This is a genomic window from Pseudomonas sp. 14P5.3.2 (assembly GCF_057799175.1).
This window is the reverse complement of record NZ_JBYOKU010000040.1, coordinates 32,878-53,545: the sequence shown is the minus strand read 5'-3', so window position 1 is coordinate 53,545 and position 20,668 is coordinate 32,878. Positions and strand designations below refer to the sequence as shown.

Sequence of the window (20,668 nt, the reverse complement as noted above, 5' to 3'; positions counted from 1 at the left end):
GTCAGCATATGAATTGGCTGACGCGGCCCCTTCGCGAGCAAGCCCGCTCCCACAGGTTTAATTGGGTGGTGTCAGGTCCACTGGTTTAGCGCAGGCCAATCAAGCTATAGGCCAGTGACGCTTCATCGGGCCCGCAGCAACTTGCGGTAATCCACCGGCGAGATCCCGCGTGCCTGTCGGAAGGAGTGGCTGAAAGAACTGGCCTGCGAGTAACCCAGCATCAGGGCGATGTTCATGATGCTGGTCTCGGTCCGGCGCAGGTAATGGTCGGCGAGTTCCATGCGCATGGTTTCCAGTACTTGATTGAAATTTTCCCCTTCGGCCGCCAGTTTGCGCTGCAGGGTGCGCGGTGAAATCGCCAACTGCCGGGCCAGGCTTTTCAAGCTGAAATCGCCGGTCGGCAATTGTTCGGTGAGCAATGCACGCAAGCGATCGGTTACGGAAAATGCCGGGTACGTCAGACACAACTGCCAGTCGGCCTCCAGCAGCATGTTGCGATGCATGCGCGGGTCGGCGCCCTGGATTCGCGTCGAGAGTGTCGACTCGGCAAACACCAGTGCATTGCTCCCGGCCTCGAACTGCACCGGACAGCCAAAAAAGTCTTCGTACAGCGCCGGTTCGCCGACTGCCGGATGCATCATCCGGACCTCCAGCATCGGCTGGTTACTCGCGATCAACCAGCGGCCGAACGCTGCCCAGCCGACCATCAGGGCTTCCTGATGCAGGGCGCAGTAAGGCTCCAGTTCACTGATGCGCTGATCTTCGAGGGTCACGCGACCGTCGCCGATGACGATCCGGGTCTGGCTGGCAGGGCTGTCGTAAACGATCTTGCCGAAGCGCAGAATCATGTTCAGCGACTCGCCCAGTGTCGCGCTGGTCATCAGCACATAACCCAGCACACCGTAGGTGCCCGGGCGCACGGCGGTGCCGACCAACAGACCGAAATGCGGTAGGTTGCTGCTGAGTGCCGCCAGTTCCAGCAAGGCACGCAGTTGGCGCATGGGAATGCGCACAATCGAGTCGGACAACTGCTCGCGTGAGAGTCCGGTCTGCTGCAACAGCCAATCGCCATCGCAGCCGTATTGTTCGGCGACATCGAGGACGTGGTTAACAAAAGCAGCGCTGGAAGTGGCGGGTCGCATGGGGGGAGGGGAAGTCCGGTAATCCGGTGATCTTGCTTTTCCGAAAGGTGAAGAAAGCGACGTCGCCAAGGCGCGCGGCGTCAATAGACCCTACATGCGCCCGATCACCGGAATGCCGGTGCCGGTGACGGCCGACGCTTGTTCCGAGATCAGAAACAGAATGACCGCCGCCAGTTGCGCCGGTGTCACCCAGCGCTGATGTTCGGCGTCGGGCATGGCCTCACGGTTTTGCGGGGTGTCGAGAATGCTCGGCAGCACGGCATTGACCGTGATGCTCATGTCCTTGAGCTCTTCGGCGAGGCTTTCGGTCAGGCGCAGTACGCTGGATTTCGACGCAGCGTAAGCGCCCATGCCCAGCCCGGCTTTGGCCGCCATGCTCGCACCGATGTTGACGATGCGTCCTGCCGAGGATTGCAGCAGCAATGGCAGCAGGGCTTTGCTGGCATTCAATGCGGTTCGAAGGTTCAGCGAGTAGAGCCGATCCCAGGCCTCTATCGCACCGCCCAGCAACGGCTCCCACGCATAGCCGCCGGCGCCGTTGACCAGCGCATCGAGGCGACCGAAATAGCGATTGATCTGATGGGCGACTTCCTGGCAATCGGCAAAGGAAGTCAGATCAATCCCGGACAGGACCAGTCGATTGTGCGAACTGGGCAGCGTAATCATCGCCCGATCGATCAGCACCAGATCTGCGCCCCGGGCTGCGGCCATGTCCGCCAGGGTCTCGCCGAGATTCCCCAGGGCGCCGGTAATCGCCACAACGCGCCGTGAGAGTGACTGAGTCATCAAGAGTCCTTTCCTTTTTAAGGGCGCATACTCTAATGATATCGGTGACCCGTGGCATGCTTTTGGATGTCAACTTGTTGTGCAAAAGTGCCAAAATTTTATGCCTGGCAAAACAGGCGAAAAGGGTCGTGAAACAGGCGTCAGAAAGTTGGCTTTGGGGTTGCGCAGCCCTGTCAAATCCTGAAAGCCTGGCGACGGTTTGGACTGGCATTCTTGTCGTTGTTTTTGCGCTTCATAATCTATCCACCGCTGCTTGTATTCTTGTTCAAAACAAGGACAAATGGCCGCCGCCATTGCGTCGATCCACCAGTCGTTGAAACGGAAAACCGGACTTTCCCAAAGGTAGTAATGTGAAGCGTGATACCCACCTGGTTGTGCTTTTGTTGTTGGTGATCGGTTGTTCCCTCGCGTCACTGACGGTGTGGAAAGTGTTGGCCTCCCGAGAGCGGGCACTGGAGGAAGTCAACGTTCATGGCTTGAACCTGACCCAGGCGCTGGCGACTTACTCCGAAGGGATCGTCCACCAAAGTTCGTTGCTGCTGCTTGGGCTCGTCGAACGCCTGGAAACCGAAGGTAGCGGCCCTGCGCAGATCCAGCGTCTGAGCGCGCTGGTCAATCGTCAGGAACCGCTGATGCCACAGCTCAGCGGCATCACCATCTACGACAATCAGGGCCGATGGTTGATGTCGTCCAACCGACCGATTCCGGCCGGGGCCAACAGCAGTGATCGTGTTTATTTCATCCATCACCGTGACGATCCAAGCCGCGAGACTTTTATCGGTCCGCCGATCCAGAGCCGCTCCAATCAGGAGTGGGTGATTACCGTCAGCCGCCGTTTCAATGATGCGCACGGCGAGTTTGCCGGGGTGGTGGCGGTGACCCTGGGCGTCGAAAACTTCCTGCGTCTGTTCGGCAAGATCGATGTGGGGCAGGAGGGCGCCATCGGCTTGTCCTACACCGACGGAACGTTGCTGGTGCGCTATCCCTTCCGTGAGCAGGACATGGGGCGCAACTTTTCCAAATCGCCGATCTATGAGAAGTATCTGGTCGATCGATCCGTCGGCACCGCGTCGTTTACTTCCAGCCTGGATGGCGTCGAGCGGCTCTATGCGTTCCGCAAGAGTGACCGGCTGCCGCTGATCACCACCGTCGCACTCGGCAAGCGCGAGGCCCTCGCTGCGTGGCGCATGGAAGCATGGCTCTCGGCAGTAGTCGTCATCGGGCTGCTGGGACTTACCGGGCTCATCGGCTGGTTCCTGATTCTGGATATCCGCAGGCGTACCAGGGCTGAAGATCAATTGCGCGGTACGCAGCAGCAATTGCTCGCATCCAATCGCCAGCTCGAGTTGCTGGCGATGAAGGACGCGCTGACTGGTCTGGCCAACCGGCGCTGCTTCGATGAAAGCCTCGCCATGGAAGCACGGCGGGCGCAGCGTGACGGCACGACGCTGGCGTTGCTGATGATCGATATCGACTACTTCAAACTGTTCAACGACTCATTCGGGCATGTCGCCGGCGATGCCTGCCTGCAGAAGGTCGGCAAAATTCTTGAAGGTTGTGTACGGCGCCCGTCGGATCTGGTGGCACGTTACGGCGGCGAGGAGATGAGCGTGATCATGCCGGCCACCGATAGTGAGGGTGCCGCAGTGGTGGCTCAGTTGATCCTCGAGCGCTTGCAACAAGAGAACATCTCACATCCGTCCAGTCCGTTCGGACGGTTGAGTGTAAGTATTGGCATCGCTACGGCCACGGGCGCGCAACTGGAAAGCCTGCAAGGGGTGATCGAGGTCGCAGATCAGGCGTTGTACAACGCCAAGACGCTGGGGCGTGACCGGTTTGTGCAGGGACTCTGGTGATCTGCGTCGTTGCCGACCCGATGAACTCATCGATCTGGATCTCGTCATGGAGCATGACTAAAACCGTTGGTCAGCTTTCAATGCAACCTGACTGCCTAGCGACTACTTTTGTGGCTCGGTCGTTAAAGTGACAGGAGGTACCACACAGTATTTAAACGTTGATTCAGTTGGCCTCAATGACGTTGATTTCAGGAAGGATCTTGAATAAGGCGCGGTGCATCGCTCTGGCGAATGCGTATCCAGACTCCCGGTCTGTAACGCAGTGCCCGCCACCTTTTGCTTGTTAAGGAGAACACAGATGGCAATCAGCCGAGTACCCGAAACATCCGATAAAAGCGCGCTCGTCGAAGCAGAGGTATACCGTTGGTACAACCTCTTTTTCCCGTGGTCACGCGGTGTGGCTTCGCAATCCGAAGGCGCCATCAAACCCTTGTACGATGCACTGGCGAGCGACTTCCGAGTGGTGCTCACGGATGGTCAGATCATGGATCGGGCGGATTACTGGGAGCGACTTTGGGGGCTGTACGGGAAGCGTGTTGGCAGCCCCGAATCGCACATCATCAATCTTTCGATCACGCCTCTGCCGGGCGACCTGTTCCTCACGGTTTTCGATCTCGTCAAAGACGGAATCACCAAGAAGAAAGTCGATTCGGCGCTTATGCGTCTGGACCCCACATCGCCTTCGGGAATCTCGTGGGTTTATGTTCATGAAAGCGAGCATGAGAGTGTGGCTGCGTAGTGGCTGAGGACGCACTAGCCATTCTGATTTGCCGCCATCCAGATGCGCCTGGCAGAAACCACAAAGCCCTGATTATTCAGGGCTTTGTCGTATATAGATGATGTATGCGATGGGGTTTTACGTTAAGTATTTCTAATCATCGATGAAATCTACTTCGTTTTACTTCTTTTAAATATGGATCTGTCCAATCATGTCCTATGCCGCCTCGATAAGGCAATACGGCCCCTCTCTTCGCCTCGAGCCATAGGTTTCCGGGTTCTCAAGAGTTTCATGTTTAGTTCAAGGTCTGCGCAGTCGAATGCTTCTGTTAATTCGAGGGCTGTTACCTGCGTGGGTTTTGAGTATGGAAATATATTATGGACGTTTGTCTCCAAAGGATTTTAGAGATTGAAGTTGTAAAGGTGTTGCAAAATGAAAACCGAAAAAGTACTGGTCCTGAGAACATGCGCCAATAACATGGCCGACCACTGCGGTCTGATATGGCCCGTTTCAGGACCGGTGGAATGCAGGTTTTGGGAGCCGACGAGAAAACTTGAAAATGGGCTGGCTGGCTTGCTTTGGGGCCAAGGCACAAACGCCCATTTGAGCATGCAGGCGGATGCGCGATGGGTTGTGTGCGAAGTGGCGGTACGCGACTTGATATTTCTCGAGGACGACGAAGGCGTCAAGTTTTGCCGTGCAGAAGTCGTTCACGTGGGGACACGAAATAGCGCATTGGATTACATCGCCGATAATGCGGCTGATTATGAAGCGTCGACGAAGAACTTGATTGAGACTTTTGAGTTTCCTGAAGTGCAATCCGAGACAATCGAGACACTTCCCGGGCTCCCGGTTATTGCTGGCAGTCTTCCCGATGTCATCAGTCACCGTACAACTGTAAGGGCCACGCAAAAGCTTGAAACAGCGGTTTATGGCAGTACGCTCACTGGCGCCAGTCAGAGCCAGCTCATTGCAGGCTACGGCAGCACTGAAACCGCCGGCGATAGCAGCACGCTTATTGCGGGATACGGCAGTACCGGGACTTCGGGGTCCGACAGTTCGATCATTGCAGGGTATGGCAGTACACAAACTGCCGGAGATGAAAGCTCGCTGATGGCGGGGTACGGCAGCACACAAACAGCCAAGGCAGGTAGCGATCTCACCGCTGGCTACGGCAGCACCGGCACCGCAGGCTCCGACAGTTCACTGATCGCCGGCTATGGCAGCACGCAAACGGCTGGCGGAGAAAGCTCCCTGACTGCCGGTTATGGCAGTACGCAAACCGCCCAGGAGGGCAGCGATCTCACCGCCGGTTACGGCAGCACAAGTACCGCAGGTTCGGACAGTTCGCTTATAGCTGGCTATGGCAGTACACAGACTGCCGGTGGCGAAAGTTCTTTGACCGCTGGTTACGGCAGTACGCAAACCGCTCAGATCGGCAGTGATCTCACCGCTGGCTATGGCAGCACCGGCACCGCCGGTTCCGACAGCTCGCTGATTGCCGGCTATGGCAGCACGCAAACGGCTGGCGGAGAAAGCTCGCTGACCGCCGGTTATGGCAGCACTCAGACAGCCCAAGAAGGCAGTGATCTCACCGCCGGTTACGGCAGCACAAGCACTGCCGGTTCCGACAGTTCACTGATCGCGGGCTACGGCAGCACGCAGACGGCTGGCGGAGAAAGCTCCTTGACCGCCGGCTATGGCAGCACCCAGACGGCTCAAGAGGGCAGTGATCTCACCGCCGGTTACGGCAGCACAAGTACTGCCGGCTCCGACAGTTCACTGATCGCAGGCTACGGCAGCACGCAGACTGCTGGGCAGGAAAGCTCTCTGACCGCGGGTTACGGCAGTACACAAACCGCTCAGATCGGTAGTGATCTCACCGCAGGCTACGGCAGCACGGGCACCGCCGGCTCCGACAGTTCACTGATCGCCGGCTACGGCAGCACGCAGACTGCAGGGCAGGAAAGCTCGCTGACCGCGGGTTACGGCAGTACGCAAACTGCCCAGGAAGGCAGTGACCTCACCGCCGGTTACGGCAGCACGGCCACCACTGGCCCCGGCAGTATGGTGACTGCCGGTTACGGCAGCTCGCAAACCGCCGGTCACGGAAGTGCGCTGATTGCAGGCTATGGCAGCACCCAGACTGCCGGTTACAAAAGCATTCTGACCTCGGGTTATGGCAGCACTCAGACCGCCCAGGAAAGCAGTGACCTGATTACAGGCTACGGCAGTACGGAAACCGCTGGTTACGACAGCTCGTTGATCGCCGGTTACGGCAGTACGCAAACTGCCGGACACGGCAGCATCCTGACTGCCGGTTACGGCAGTACACAGACCGCACAGGAAGGCAGTTCGCTCACAGCCGGTTATGGCAGCACGAGCACCGCCGGCCCTGACAGTTCGCTGATCGCGGGTTATGGAAGCACGCAGACCGCAGGACACGAAAGCACCCTGACCGCGGGCTACGGGAGTACCCAGACTGCTCAGGAAGACAGTTCACTTACTGCGGGATATGGCAGCACTTCGACCGCTGGATTCAACAGTTCGTTGATCGCAGGTTATGGCAGCACTCAAACAACGGGGTATGAAAGCACCCTGACTGCCGGATACGGCAGCACGCAAACCGCGCAGGACAATAGCTCACTGACCACTGGCTACGGCAGTACGTCGACGGCCGGCTATCAAAGCTCGCTGATTGCCGGTTACGGCAGCACCCAGACCGCAGGCTACGAATCCACGTTGACGGCGGGTTACGGCAGTTGCCAGACAGCTCAGGAGCAAAGCTGGTTAACGACCGGCTACGGCAGTACCTCGACCGCTGGCTACGAAAGCACACTGATCGCCGGTTATGGCAGTACGCAAACCGCTGGCTATGGCAGCACCCTTACCGCTGGCTACGGCAGTACGCAGACCGCCCAGGAACAAAGTTCGCTGACCACCGGTTATGGCAGCACTTCAACGGCAGGCTACAGCAGCACGCTGGTTGCCGGTTATGGCAGCACGCAAACCGCCGGCTTCAACAGCAGCCTGACGGCAGGTTATGGCAGCACTTCGACCGCAGGGTACGAGAGCACCCTGATCGCCGGATATGGCAGCACCCAGACCGCGGGGTACGACAGTATCCTGACGGCGGGGTATGGCAGCACGCTCACTGCACTCGACAGCAGTACCCTGACCGCTGGTTACGGCAGTACGGAAATCGCAGGATTTGGCAGTTCGCTGATGGCCGGCTACGGCAGTTCGCAGACTGCCGGTTACGAGAGCACGCTGACGGCGGGTTATGGCAGCACCCAGATGGCGGCGCGCGACAGCACACTCACCGCCGGGTATGGCAGCACCGGGGTTGCAGGACAAGACAGCTCGCTGATCGCCGGTTACGGCAGCAGCTTGACCAGCGGCGTTCGCAGCTATTTGACCGCCGGTTACGGCAGCACGCTGATCAGTGGACTGCACAGTGTCCTGACTGCCGGGTATGGCAGCAGCCTGACCTCCGGAATGCGCAGCAGCTTGACGGCCGGATATGGCAGCAACCAGATCGCCAGCCATAAGAGTTCCCTGATTGCGGGCCATGAAAGCACGCAGATTGCCGGGCATAAAAGCATGTTGATCGCCGGCAAGGGCAGCTCGCAAACAGCGGGTTCTCGCAGCACATTGATCGCCGGTGCCAACAGCATCCAGATGGCGGGCGATCGCAGCAAGCTGACTGCCGGTGCCGACAGCACCCAGACAGCCGGCGACCGCAGCAAACTCCTGGCCGGCAGCAACAGTTACCTGACGGCTGGCGATCGCAGCAAACTCACCGCCGGTGACGATTGTGTGCTGATGGCAGGAGATCGCAGCAAGCTGACCGCCGGCAAAAACTGCGTGTTGACCGCCGGTGCCGACAGCCGACTCATCGGGAGCCTCGGCTCAACGCTTTCAGGCGGGGAGAATTCAACCCTGGTTTTCCGCTCCTGGGATGGCAAGCGCTACACCAACGTGGTCGTCAAGACCGGGATCGACGGGGTAGAGGCTGACGTTCCGTATCAGATTGACGAGGACAGCAATGTGCTGGTCAGGGCTGAGGACAACGATGAAGGCGGGGTCGAGGCTTCGCGGATTCCAACATAAAATCTTGCTTGGTTGCGGGCGTGAAGATGTCAGGCCTTTGGGTGATAAAGGGCCCGCTCTAGGCGGGCCATGACTTTTCGTACAGATACTGGCTGGCAGCAGGACGTTCAGTGCACCACTGACGGCTGGGTAGCGACCGAGACGGTGAAGATCACCACGAACAGCAAGACGAGTACCCAGAACATCACCACGACTGTCAGCATGACGCCCCTCAAGCTTCGGTAAAGCCAGCGCAACCAATGGCCCTCGGGCTTTGCTTCTGCGTGGGTTCTGAGCACGCTTTTCAAATAAAAGCCGAGGAGGGCAAGCAGCGCGCCGTCAATCAACAGCGCAGGCAGGCCGGCTTCTGGGAAAATGCTGTCCCATCGATAGAAAGATGACCGGCTCAAGAACACTACATAACAAGTGAAGCCACCGTAGGGGATGGCTCTCCACCATTTACCGGCCAGTGCTCCAACCATCAGGCACATGACTACCATAAACGGTTTGAAGAGAATATCGACCATCCATTCCATGACGTTGGGGAAGTAGCCCGGTGAATGGATGCTGCGCCAGATGTGTTCCAACATTGTTCAGATTCCTGCCTTCCTTGGAGTAAGTGCTGCTGCCGTGATTCGGTGTCCCTGCACGGTATCGGCATCTTGTCAGTTTACACACGCGACAAATGAAACAGCCCTGAATATTCAGGGCTGTTTTGTAGTTATTCGCTAATGCCTGAGCCGTCCTTGCTGTAGCCGCTGCCGGCCTCCGTCAGATTCGAGTAGAAGATGCAGCCGATCAGTCTCGCGAACAGGCCTAACGTGTCCGCCAGATCCGGGTCGTCGAAAATGACGGCCCTCGAGTCCAATGCACACAACGCGCCCCAAAGTTGTCCGTCAGGAAGGAAGATAGGCGCCCCTGCGTAGCTTTCAATCAAATATTGCTTCACCACGGGACGTGTCGAAAACCTGCCGTCGCGACTTATTTGTGGTACGAAAAGCACCTGCGGGTCTCTGCGAAACTCACTGCAAAGTGTGGTCTCGAGTTCCAGGGTGTCGCCGGTGTTGATCCCAAGCTCGATCGGATCGTAGGCGGAACAGACTATCCAGTCCGTCTCGGTGAATTTTGCGATCGCCGCGAACCGCGTTCCGGTCATGCGTGTGACGAGCTGCAGAATATTGGTTGTAGCTTCAATTTCAGCGATAGAGGAACGTTCCTCTGCGCTTAGCAACGCTCTGTGAATGGTCTCACTGAGAGGCATGCATTGTTCTCCGGTAATGAATGATCGAGCTGGCGACTGCTAAACGCGCTTGAAACTGCCCATTTTGATTCTAAACATAACGGAGTCGTTCACTTGAAAGGTTCCTGATGGCTGCCATAGCGAAGGATCATTGGCATCAGACGCCAGGGATCATCACCAGCGTTTTAGCTTTGATCAGGCGGGTAATGTTCGGTAATTTATTGGATATCACACTGAATATAAGGGTGAGGAAGTGGAAGGCGTAGTGTTGAACGAAAAGATGCGGCGTGAAGCTGATCGGCTTCTGGCGCAGATTGTCCGGGCAGACTCGATGATCATCGCGGTGAAGGCGGGGGCTCGCGCAGATGGCTTCGTGCTTGGGTTGGAAACCAGTGGGGTTTTGCGTGCCGGCGATGCTGAAAAGCTGTACGTCATTTTTGAAGCGGCGTTGGTAGAGCGTCTGAAAACGCTTTCACGCCCTTGAACGGCCCGTCAGCCTCAGCTTGAAGTGAAGGAAGCAGCGCCTGGATCAACGCAGTTGACGAACACATCTTAGAATTACGGAAACGACAAAGCCCTGAATAATCAGGGCTTTGTCGTACAGAGGAAGGGAGGGATCAGAGGTTTTTTGAAGCTACGGCTACTATCGATATGAGTCAGTTATAGAAGCGGCCAGTCGGATTGATCGGGGCTTTCCGTACGATATATTTTGAGAGGTGTTCACTCGTTAGCAAGATGATTATTGATCGGGATTTGCCGCGAATAGATCGTCCATCCAGCCACAGCATTCTTGCGCCAGACGCAGCCGATTGTTGAGTTGCACATGACCATCTGCACCAGTTTGCGCCGGCAACTCGACCAGCGATTTTTGCGTTGATCCAATGGCTGCGTGCCAAGTTCTAGCCTGCTCGGTGAACAGGTCCGATTCGCCACCGCCGAGCAAGGACAGAAACGGTACCGTGACCCGAGCCGGATCGGCGCGCATGGCGCAAGTGCGGTCGACCAGTTCCGTTGGTGTTCGAGCGCCAGCCTTCCAGAAGGTCGTCTGGTAACTGCGCAGCGTGGCTGCAGAAAACGCAGTACTGGCCTGGTTCCTGGTGGCGGCTTGCACTGAACGGGCAAACAGCAGTCCGGCGTCATGTAGTGGAGTGCTGGCGATTACTGTTGCCAGACGGGTTTCGTGCCCGGCTGCACGGCTGACGAAATACCCCCCCAGACTCAACCCCAGCAGGGCAATTCGACCTGGACGGGCACCGAAGCGAATGATCAATTGGTCGATGATGGCGCTTATCGGCTTCTCCGCTTCGGCTTCCCAATACAGACCTTGCGCCTGCAACTCACCTTGGCCGGGCAAGTCCGCGAGTGCCACAGAATAGCCGCGCTCAAGCAAGTTGCGGCCGACGGTGAGGAACAGGTCTTCATGGCACGTGTCCGCGCCGCCAATCACCAGTACCAACGGAGCGTCCGGATCCGGATTAGCGAAATAATGCCCAGGTAGGCTGGTATGTTTCCACGGGATTTCGAAACGTGTGGCGGGTAGCCGTAGTTCGTCGATGGCCAAGGCGAAGGTGCGTTGATGCTGGGCATACAGCTCGCTGAAACGTTGGCCGGGGCCAGCAAACTGCCAGGCAGACCGATAGCTGGCAAAGGCCTTCAGGCGCATTTCACCGGCGGAATGCCGCCAGCCTTTGGCCCGCCAGGTGTTGGCTTGTTGATCGAGATAGTTGCCGTAAAGAGCAAAGGCGTTCACCCACGTGTCCGGGTCACCGTCTGTGATCGTTTCAGCGATGTGGTAGACCTGACCGACATCCAGACCGCCGGCTGGCCCCCACCCCAAAGCTGCCATGAAAAACAGATCCATATGCTCGTCGTTGAAACGGTAGGTCATGCCAAGCCGACGGGTCGGGTTCTGCTCTACTTCTGTTACTTGAGGTGTGTGATTCATGGAGTCACCCGTTAGTTGCGATATGGCTGCCATAATAGGCAAGCATTTCGCCTGCCTGTACTCGCATTCCGGGAGAGCGCTCTTGGTAAAAAAAATAAAAGAAAATCAGTTGGATAGCCGTCGATCTCCGTCGCAAACACGCGCGCAGGTCAAGGTCGAACTCATTTTGGAAGCCTCACGGCGCATCCTGGAGCGGGACGGCATCGAGGGATTTACCACCAACCATGTCGCCGAACTGGCCGGTGTAAGCATCGGCACGCTCTATCAGTATTTTCCCAACAAACAGCGGGTTCTCGATGAACTGGCGTTGCGTGAGCTGGGAGCATTGACTCGCGAGGTGATGACAGTCATCACAAGTGATGGGCCTGTCGTGCCCGGGGCGCGGGTTCGAGCGGTGATCCGTGCGATTGTCAGCGCCTATGGTGGGCGTACCGGGGTGCATGGTGTACTGATGCACTACTTGTTGAGTCGGGGGGCGGGCACGCCGTTGCCGCAGTTGCGCGCAGCGGTCATCCAGTACTTCACTGACACTGGTCTGATTGACGCCAACCACCAGCGGCGCACGCTTGATGAGGCCGAGGCTTTTGTGCTGACTCACGCAATCAGTGGTGTGTTGCGCGCCATGCTCAACGACCCGCAAACCCTTGAACCTGGCAGTCGCCAAGCCATTGAAGATGCTTTGGTACGGATGGTGGTCAACTTCACCTGAGTCCTTTCGATAGCGGCAAAAAACCTGAGTTCGTTTGAAGCAAAAAGTCGTTTTTGCCATACCGATTACTTTTTAACTAACTGATTAAAAAGGTTTTTTTGGCTTGATTCAGACCTTGGGGAAAGCGAGTCCAAAAAACTCGCGCTGATTCCTATCATGGACGCCTCAGCCCAATTTCACGGGCACTCCAAGGTAAACTTCAATGTCCCCGAATTATGTTGGTGGCTCCCGGCTGCCCGGCTTGAATCCGTTCGTCCTGACGCCACTGGCGGTGGTGCTGAGCGTCATGTTGCAGGCAACGCCTGCGTTGGCTCAGACCGTCGTACTGCCGACCGGTCAACAGGGCGCCTACACCAATAATCAGACGGGGCAGTCCGGTGCCGCCGGTACCGGCGATGACAAAAATCCCCAGGACGGTAGCCCGGCACCGACCGGCCCGGGACTGGTGGTGCAGATCAACGGCGGCACCACGCTCACCGATAGTGGCGCGGCTCCGACGCTTGGCCTCAGCGTAACCGGTGGCGCGGGCGGTACCGGCAATGGCACCGAGGGCGGCAACAGCGGGCCTGCTGCGGGTGCAGGCGGTTTGGGCGGTACACCCGGGACGTTGTCATTGACCATGAGCCAAGGCTCGCAAGTCACCAGTTCGACCACCGGACCTGCGGCAGTAGCGGTGCAAAGCGCTGGCGGGCAAGGCGGCTATGGGGGCGGTTTTAATGCCGCTGAAGGTATCGCCGGTACGGCTGGATCCGGGGGTAATGGTGGCGATGTAGACGTCAATCTAGCTGGCAGCATTGTCAGTCTTCAAGGTGCGAGTGCCAACAAACCCGGTGCCACCGCGTTACTGGTGACCTCGACCGGTGGAGCCGGTGCCGACTCCAATCCCGACTACTCCGGCTCTGGCCAAACGATAAAAACGGTCGGCGATGCGAATGGCCGTGCCGGCGGTAACGGCGGCAATGGTGGCGCGGTTTCACTGGTTTCCCGTACCGCCTCGTTCGTCTCCGGCGGCTCGGGCATTGTCTTGCTAAGCCAAGGTGGACAGGGCAGCGCAGGGTCGTCAGCCGACGCCAGTGGTGGCACAGCCCATGGTGGTGTTGGCGGTACGGGGGGGAATGGCGGTAGCGTTACCGCCAATATCACTGGAGAGGCACACAATCCCGGCTGGAGGATTTCCGCCGTTGGCTCACCGATCTCCGGGCAGGGTGAGATCGTAAATCTTCCCCTGGGCAACAGTTTCGAAACGTCTTTCCTCAGTGCAGCAGTTGCGGCGCAATCCTTTGGTGGCGACGGCGGAATGGGCGGCACCGCAGAAGGTGCCACCGCCATCGCCGGGCCTGGCGGGGCGGCGGGATCTGGCGGCGCGGTACAAGTGACCCTGGGCGATATCAATGTCAGCACCACGGGTTACACGGCGCCGGCCATTCTGGCACAGAGTATCGGTGGGTCCGGTGGTGACGGAGCGAGCGCTGGCTCGCCGTTCAAAGCCAAGGGTGGTAATGGTGCGCAAGGCGGTAACGGCTCGAACGTCTCCGTTCAAACATTCTCGAGTACTTCCGGCGATGCCTCGCAAACCACTATCACCACCACCGGCAATGACGCCAGTGGCATCGTCGCGCAGAGCATAGGTGGGGGCGGCGGCGCCGGTGGCGATGTCAGTACTGGCAGCGTAATTGCCGGATTCGCCGTCGGTGGCAACGGTGAGATTGGCGGTACCGGTGGAACCGTTACCGTACAAAACGGCGATTTTAATGATGCCAATGGCAAGTTGTTGCCCGGTGCGGTGATTGTCACCAGCGGTGATCGCTCGGATGGCATTTCGGCAATCAGTGTCGGCGGCGGCGGCGGTTCCGGAGGGAACGCTTCGTCGACAGTGGGTGGTGCATTCGCCATGACTATTGGTGGCAAGGGTGGCAGCGGCGGGTCCGCGGGGCAGCGTGGGACGCTGCAAGTGTCTGCCGCCAACAACGGCGTGATTCAGACCTCGGGCGCGCACTCCATTGGTATGCAGGCCATGGCCGTAGGCGGTGGCGGTGGTAATGGTGGCTCCGCCAGCTCACTCGAGGCCGGGGCGCAGGTGGATGTGACTCTGGCCGTGGGCGGCGATGGCAGCAAGGGCGGCAATGCTGGTGACGTATTGGCGCTCAATGATGGCCAGATCCTGACTCAGGGCAGCGATGCCTTTGGCTTGCAAGTGTTGAGCGTGGGGGGCGGTGGCGGCAATGGCGGCGCCAGCAAGGCGGCGGCCTATCAGTTGATCAACAGCTCGGAAGCTCCCTCGCTGGACTTCAACCTTTCCGTGGGTGGCAAGGGCGGCGCGGGTGGTGATGGCGGAAATGTCACCGGTACCAATGACTTCTCGATCGTCACCAACGGTGCCGGTTCCCATGGCCTGCAGGTGCAAAGTATTGGCGGAGGTGGCGGCAACGGTGGCGACTCCCATTCAACCCAACTGAGCACCAAGGGATCGACGCTCAACATCAATCTGGCCATCGGCGGCGATGGTGCCGGTGGTGGCAGCGGCGGTACGGCGACGGCCAACAATAACGGCCTGATCTGGACCATGGCCCGCGACAGTGATGCGATCATTGCGCAAAGCATCGGCGGTGGTGGCGGTAACGGTGGCGTAGGCAGCAGCGACACCTCGCAGTACGCCGACAATGACAGCAAGAAGGCCGGCGAACTGGAACTGGGCATCGGTGGCGGCGGAGGCACAGGCGATACTGGCGGCAACGTCAATGTCAGTAACGCCCAGACGGGCGCGATCATCACCATGGCCGACGGATCCCGCGGCATCTTTGCGCAAAGCATTGGCGGTGGTGGCGGCAACGGCAGCGGCGGAGTGGCCAACGGCAGTTCCGGCACGCTCAACGCCAGGGTCGCGGTCGGCGGCAATGGCGGCAGCGGCAATAACGGCGGCACGGTCACTGTGAATAATGCCGGGACCATCGTCACTGGCGGCGGTGACGCGGCGGCTATCTATGCACAAAGTGTCGGCGGTGGTGGCGGTTCGGGCGGTAATGCCTCCACGGGCGGTGGCGATGATCCTCAGACTCAACTCTTCAAGTATTTGCAGAACTCACTGCCAAGCGTCGTCACCACTTACAGCAACAACACGATGGGCTTTGTGCCCAGTGCCAGTGGGTTGTTCGACAAAGGTGTGCAGAACGTAGTCGACCTGATCAAGGGTTACTACAAGGACAACAGTACCAACGGCGCCAAGCCGCCGGCCAGTGGCGACGGCGGTGGCGATTTGAGCGTCACGCTCAATATCGGCGGCGGTTTCGCCGGCAAGGGTGGCGCGGGTGGCGACGGCAAAGAAGTCAACGTCACCAACGCCGCGACAGGTGCGATCCACACGTTGGGCCCGATGCCCGACGGCATCGACGCCATGAGTATCGGTGGCGGTGGCGGCAGCGGCGGGATGGTGGCCGCTTCGAATAACTCCAGCACTGATCTGAGCAAACTTAACGCCACCATCGCTGTGGGTGGACAGGGGGGCAGCGCCGGCAGCGGTGGCGAAGTCAGTGTCATCAACCAAGGCAACATACAGACCGAGGGTAGTGCTTCGCTGGGTATTTTCGCGGCAAGCATCGGCGGTGGCGGCGGCACGGGCGGCTTTACCACCACCAGCATTCCGGGGGCGACCAATCAGGTGCAGACACTCAACGTCGAGTTGGGCGGTAATGCCGGTGCCACGGGTAATGGCCAGGCCGTGGCCGTTTACAGCATGCCCTCCCTGACGGGAGGTCCGGCGACATTCGTCTCCACTACCGGCAGTTACGCCGCTGGGATCGCCGCCATGAGCATTGGCGGTGGCGGCGGTTTGGTGACCCTGAATGACACTGGAACCAACCCGCAAACCGGGGGCGCCGTCAGCACCGGTGGTTTGCAGATGAGCGGCTTCCAGATGGCCGGAAAATCGGCGGTAGAGGCTTGCGGTGGCACCGTAGCGACTTGCGGCGACGGAGGCCCGGTGCTGGTCATGGCGCAGAATGTCCAGACCAGTGGCCTTGATGCGCATGGCATCGTCGCGCAAAGCATCGGAGGTGGTGGCGGCTGGGTACGTGCCGCAGCCACGGGCGGAAAAGACTATTTCACCGTCGCCAATGGACTGTCCGGCAACGGGCAATCCAGCAGCGTCAATGTGCTGGGCGATGTTTTCACCAGTGGTGCCGGAGCCTTTGGCGTCATTGCCCAGAGCGTTGGGGGTAGTGGATTGCTGGCAGGCGATCTCTCGACTACGGGTAGTGCGGTCGGCGCCTTCACACCGCAAAATCGCAGTCTGTTCAATCTGGGTAGCACGGGCGATGGCGGTGCGGTGCAGGTCGACGTAAAGGCCAACAGCAGCGTTGCGACAACCGGCAGCAACGCCACCGGCATTTTTGCTCAAAGTGTTGGCGGCGGCGGCGGCCTGGTCGCCAGCGATGGCGTGCTCTATATGGGCACCGCCGGAGGGCTGGGCACTTCCGGGCCTGTCACAGTGAAGGTCGAGGGGGCGGTGACGACTACTGGGATCAACTCTCCGGCTATTTTCGTCAACGCCGACAGCTCTGCGCCATCGGCTAACCCGGTAAATGTAGATGTGAGCGGTACGGTTAACAGTAGTCACTCCAATGCCATTGTCATCAACAGCAATGCGACCAGCAACACGGTGACCAACAGCGGGCAGATTGGCAGTGATTCCTATGCGGTGGTTGCACAGCGTAATGAGGTCAACGTAAACAATAGCGCAGGTGGCACACTCAATGGCTCGCTGAATCTGGGAAGCGGGGCGCTGGCGAACGATGGTACTTGGGCTCCCGTACTGGGGGGCGTCAGTTACATCGGTTCGATTGTGAACCCGGGCACATTGGTGGTTGGCAGCGGTCTGCAGGCCGGCAACATTTTTACCCCCGACACGATGATCAAAGGCAATCTTGCCAGCACCGGAACATTGCTCAGCCACATTGATTTCGCTGGCGGACAGGCGTCGACACTGGTCGTCGAAGGGACAGCGAATCTGAGCGGCACGCTGAAAGTCGCACCCGTGACCATGGCTTCATCAACCCAACAAGTCATCTCCGCGACCAAAGGACTGACTGTAGATAATCTGGCTGTCCAGGATGACTCCAACTATCTGTATAGCTATAAGTCGCAACTGGCCGACAACACGCTTTCGGTAACACCCGATGCGCAGTTCTCAAGCGCCGCCCACTCAGCTGGCCTGAGCCGCAACGCGCAGCAACTGGCGAACCATTTGCAGGCCAACTTCGACAGTGGCGTGACGGCGCTGGCACCGCTCTACAGCGCACTGGACCAGGTGAAAAACCCGCAACAATACAGTGCGGCGCTATCCGGCCTGAGTGCCGAATCGCTACAAATGGTTGGCGTTGCGCGGTTGAACGCCAGTGAGTCGTTCGTTGATCGGATGAACACGTGCCCGGATGAGCGTGACTTCAACTCGGACAAGCATGAACACGACTGTGTCTGGACCCGGGCCGATGATCAGAATACCCATGTCAACGGCAGCGACGACTCTTATCGCGTCAACGAGCATGTGGTGCAAGTGGGCGGTCAGCACGAGCTTGCGGACGGCTGGTGGGTCGGCGGATCGATGGCCTATAACGACGGCAGTGAGTCGGCCTCCAGCGGCGTCGGCAGTGTCACCGACAATGGGGTAAGCCTCGGCGCAGTGGTCAAACGCGAGATCGGCCAGTGGACTTTCAGTGGTGCTCTCGATGCGGCGCAAGGCAAGTACCAGTCAACACGGCACTTGCAAGTCGGTAATCAGAACCTCGACGCCAAGGGCTCGTTCGATGCCTACAACATTGGCCTGCATTCGCGCACTTCTTATCTGGTCGATGGAGGCAGCTGGTATGTGAAACCCTACGTCGATGTGCATGCGATCAATATCCATACCGATGGCTTCCAGGAGTCCGATGCCGGAGTGCTCGGCCTGAGAGTGAACGCTGGCAACGGTACGATCTTCTCGGCATCACCGATGGTTGAAATCGGTGAACACCTGCGCTTTAGCAACGGTGCTGAAGTGAAACCTTCGGTGGCCCTGGGCAAGGCGTTCTACAGCGGCGATAACTGGAACACGGATATGCGCCTGATCGGCTCTGGCGAAAGTGTGCAGTCGTTCAACAGCGAAATGGCCACGCCTCACCAACTGAATCAGTACAACGCGGGTGTCGATCTCAAGGTCAGCGCGCATTCCGAAGTACGGCTCGACTACACCGGGCAGTCCGGGGATGGTTACCGCATGGGTGAAGGCGCCATTCGGTTCACTCACTTTTTCTGATGAGCGAGTCGGACTCCACCGCGTTTTGACGGTGGAGTCCCGACCAGTCGAATCGATAAGGGGCTGAAAAAATGATCAAGAACAGTATCAATGCGGGCAATTTTTTTTTCGCAATAGATGAGTTGACTCAATGAGTGAACGGCGCACCAAACTTGATGACGATATTTGCATCCACATCTTCAACTCGTCCGGCGCGATGGTCGGGGTGTGCCTGACGGTGGTCGGAATCCTGCGGGTGGTCATCAATACTCGCCAGGAAGATGTGATGGGGCAGAGCATGTTGGCGATCAATGCGATCATTTACCTGATGACTTGCCTGATCGCCTATTGGGCGTTACGCACTCGAGGAACCAAGCGCAACCACCTATTGGAAAGAATCGCCGACGGCTTGTTCTTTTTCGGATTGATTTTCACCACGCTGACCACGGGGTTTATTACGTTCGCGATGTCAACGTGCTGAACCGCTTACTAGAGGGCAAACAAACCGGAATCTTTAACTGTGCGGTCAAACGGAATCGATCAGCTTTTGCAACGCCGGATCGCGGGCTGCAAATACGTCAAGAAAACCAAGCGCCCGCAGGGCAGGCAGCGACTCGACCATGTCGCGTTCCGCCTGTTGGTGCTGCGTCGAATCCGAGGAGGAATCAAGCCAGACTTTCGCGTTGATCAAAAATGCACCAACCGTTCCCTTGCGCACAACCACCCCGTTAATTTCGCGTGAGTCGGCGTGGTCTGGAAGAAGTTCATTAGCTTTCATGGACGTCACCTTATGAGAAGAAGTCTCGAGCCAAATACTACGATGAAGCACTTTGGCTGGAAAACACCGATAGTACGGTGAGTGATGTTTGTCTAGCTATTCAATACTTAGGGGGCAGTGCTCACCTATGCCACATACATTTTCAGGGCAATCCCTGAAGAGCCGATTTTGAGCGCTTGGCTGCCGATTTTACGGGAGCAAAGGCCTCCAGGGTTGCAACTGATTGATCCCGGTAAATTGCCCGACGAGAGATATTTCGAAAATGCCCCCTCAAGTTAAAGGCTTTTCCTTGAAATAACCCCGTGGCGTGGTGCCGGTCATGCCCTTGAAGAAGGCGATCAACGCACTTTCGCTGGCGAAATCCAACTCATAGGCGCAGAAGGCGATGCTGTGGCCAGTGGCGAGCAATTCGATGGCGCGCATCAGTCGCCATTGCTGACGCCATTGCTGATAACCCATGCCGGTTTCTCTCAGGAAGATTCGACTGATGGTCTTGCTACTGGCACCTACCTGCCGCTGTAGTACCTGTAACTCGGGTGGTAGTTGCTCAAGGTTCTTCAGCAACGGCGTCAGTCGTTTGTCTCGGGGGAGTGGCAGCAGTGTCGGTTGCTCGGTGGCTTCGTTGATTTCGACCAGGCACAGCCCAAGCAAATGAGCATATTTGCCGTGTTCCCACTCGGTCTCGAAAGGGGCCAAACACATCGCCTCCAATACGGCCCTCAGCAGGGCACTGACTTCGATTACTCGAACTTTCTCGGGCAACTGCGCAGCCAACGCCTGGCTAACGTACACCGACCGGTAGTCGACGGTCTGTTGCATCACAGCACGGTGCGCTACACCACTGGGAATCCAGGCCGCTCGGGTCGGTGGCAACAGGCACAACTGATTGACCAGGGTGATACGAGTGCAGCCCTGTTGAGTGAACAGTAGCTGGCCACGTTGGTGTTGGTGAACCCCCGAATCATGATTGCCAAGAAGCGCTCCGATACCGATTACCGGGGCTTTGAACTTGTCAGGATCGAAAGGCGCATTGGCAGGTAGCCAAGCCATAAATTGTCCGATTTGATTGATAAGTTGTCGTAGTTTAGATAATACGCCGTTGACGTCTCTTTAAAATCCTTCCCTGTTTCCCTGGGA

13 protein-coding genes and 1 pseudogene are annotated in these 20,668 nt (G+C 58.2%); 7 read left to right on the top strand and 7 right to left on the bottom strand.

From position 1 onward, the window contains the following. Positions 1–122: 122 nt before the first annotated feature. Together AC27VU_RS24800 and AC27VU_RS24795 are read right to left on the bottom strand one after the other, a co-directional pair. Complete coding sequence (locus AC27VU_RS24800; RefSeq protein ID WP_338801677.1) at positions 123–1,142, bottom strand: AraC family transcriptional regulator; 1,020 nt, start codon at positions 1,140–1,142, stop codon at positions 123–125. 90 nt (positions 1,143–1,232) lie between these two features. Then, entirely contained in the window at positions 1,233–1,928 is a 696-nt protein-coding gene (locus AC27VU_RS24795; protein WP_201137810.1) for an SDR family NAD(P)-dependent oxidoreductase, read from the bottom strand. 350 nt (positions 1,929–2,278) lie between these two features. On the opposite strand from AC27VU_RS24795, the gene AC27VU_RS24790 reads away from it, so the two are divergent. The 3 genes and pseudogenes from AC27VU_RS24790 to AC27VU_RS24780 all read left to right on the top strand — a co-directional run. Next, entirely contained in the window at positions 2,279–3,784 is a 1,506-nt protein-coding gene (locus tag AC27VU_RS24790) for a sensor domain-containing diguanylate cyclase (RefSeq protein ID WP_488725115.1), read from the top strand. 298 nt (positions 3,785–4,082) lie between these two features. Then, on the top strand, positions 4,083–4,523 hold the full coding sequence (locus AC27VU_RS24785; RefSeq protein ID WP_201137809.1) for a hypothetical protein: 441 nt from the start codon (positions 4,083–4,085) through the stop codon (positions 4,521–4,523). Positions 4,524–5,426: 903 nt separating this feature from the next. Next, positions 5,427–8,615, top strand: a pseudogene (locus tag AC27VU_RS24780) (beta strand repeat-containing protein); the annotation flags it as partial. 107 nt (positions 8,616–8,722) lie between these two features. Here AC27VU_RS24780 and AC27VU_RS24775 read toward each other — a convergent pair. Together AC27VU_RS24775 and AC27VU_RS24770 are read right to left on the bottom strand one after the other, a co-directional pair. After that, complete coding sequence (locus AC27VU_RS24775; protein ID WP_488725114.1) at positions 8,723–9,184, bottom strand: hypothetical protein; 462 nt, start codon at positions 9,182–9,184, stop codon at positions 8,723–8,725. A gap of 131 nt (positions 9,185–9,315) precedes the next feature. After that, positions 9,316–9,855 carry a GAF domain-containing protein gene (locus tag AC27VU_RS24770; protein ID WP_488725113.1) on the bottom strand — a complete coding sequence of 180 codons (540 nt, stop codon included), beginning with the start codon at positions 9,853–9,855 and terminating at the stop codon, positions 9,316–9,318. Between the two features lie 232 nt (positions 9,856–10,087). Here AC27VU_RS24770 and AC27VU_RS24765 point away from each other — a divergent pair, with 232 nt between their 5' ends. Next, positions 10,088–10,318, top strand: a complete 231-nt coding sequence (locus AC27VU_RS24765; protein WP_003224423.1) for a hypothetical protein — start codon at positions 10,088–10,090, stop codon at positions 10,316–10,318. Positions 10,319–10,573: 255 nt separating this feature from the next. Here the strand turns inward: AC27VU_RS24765 and AC27VU_RS24760 are convergent, their stop codons facing one another. Then, positions 10,574–11,722, bottom strand: coding sequence for an alpha/beta hydrolase family protein (locus AC27VU_RS24760; protein ID WP_488725112.1), 1,149 nt, complete (start codon positions 11,720–11,722; stop codon positions 10,574–10,576). Positions 11,723–11,777: 55 nt separating this feature from the next. Here AC27VU_RS24760 and AC27VU_RS24755 point away from each other — a divergent pair, with 55 nt between their 5' ends. From AC27VU_RS24755 to AC27VU_RS24745, 3 genes are all read left to right on the top strand, one after another. Further along, the gene (locus AC27VU_RS24755; protein WP_488725111.1) at positions 11,778–12,488 is read left to right on the top strand and encodes a TetR/AcrR family transcriptional regulator; all 711 of its coding nucleotides are present in this window, start codon (positions 11,778–11,780) and stop codon (positions 12,486–12,488) included. 202 nt (positions 12,489–12,690) lie between these two features. Continuing rightward, positions 12,691–18,774, top strand: a complete 6,084-nt coding sequence (locus AC27VU_RS24750) for a hypothetical protein (protein WP_488725110.1) — start codon at positions 12,691–12,693, stop codon at positions 18,772–18,774. 130 nt (positions 18,775–18,904) lie between these two features. After that, complete coding sequence (locus tag AC27VU_RS24745) at positions 18,905–19,234, top strand: hypothetical protein (RefSeq protein WP_003224429.1); 330 nt, start codon at positions 18,905–18,907, stop codon at positions 19,232–19,234. A gap of 45 nt (positions 19,235–19,279) precedes the next feature. Here the strand turns inward: AC27VU_RS24745 and AC27VU_RS24740 are convergent, their stop codons facing one another. Together AC27VU_RS24740 and AC27VU_RS24735 are read right to left on the bottom strand one after the other, a co-directional pair. Continuing rightward, positions 19,280–19,531: a hypothetical protein gene (locus tag AC27VU_RS24740; RefSeq protein ID WP_003224431.1), complete on the bottom strand. Its 252-nt coding sequence runs from the start codon at positions 19,529–19,531 to the stop codon at positions 19,280–19,282. Positions 19,532–19,801: 270 nt separating this feature from the next. After that, entirely contained in the window at positions 19,802–20,581 is a 780-nt protein-coding gene (locus AC27VU_RS24735; RefSeq protein ID WP_488725109.1) for an AraC family transcriptional regulator, read from the bottom strand. Positions 20,582–20,668 lie beyond the last annotated feature (87 nt).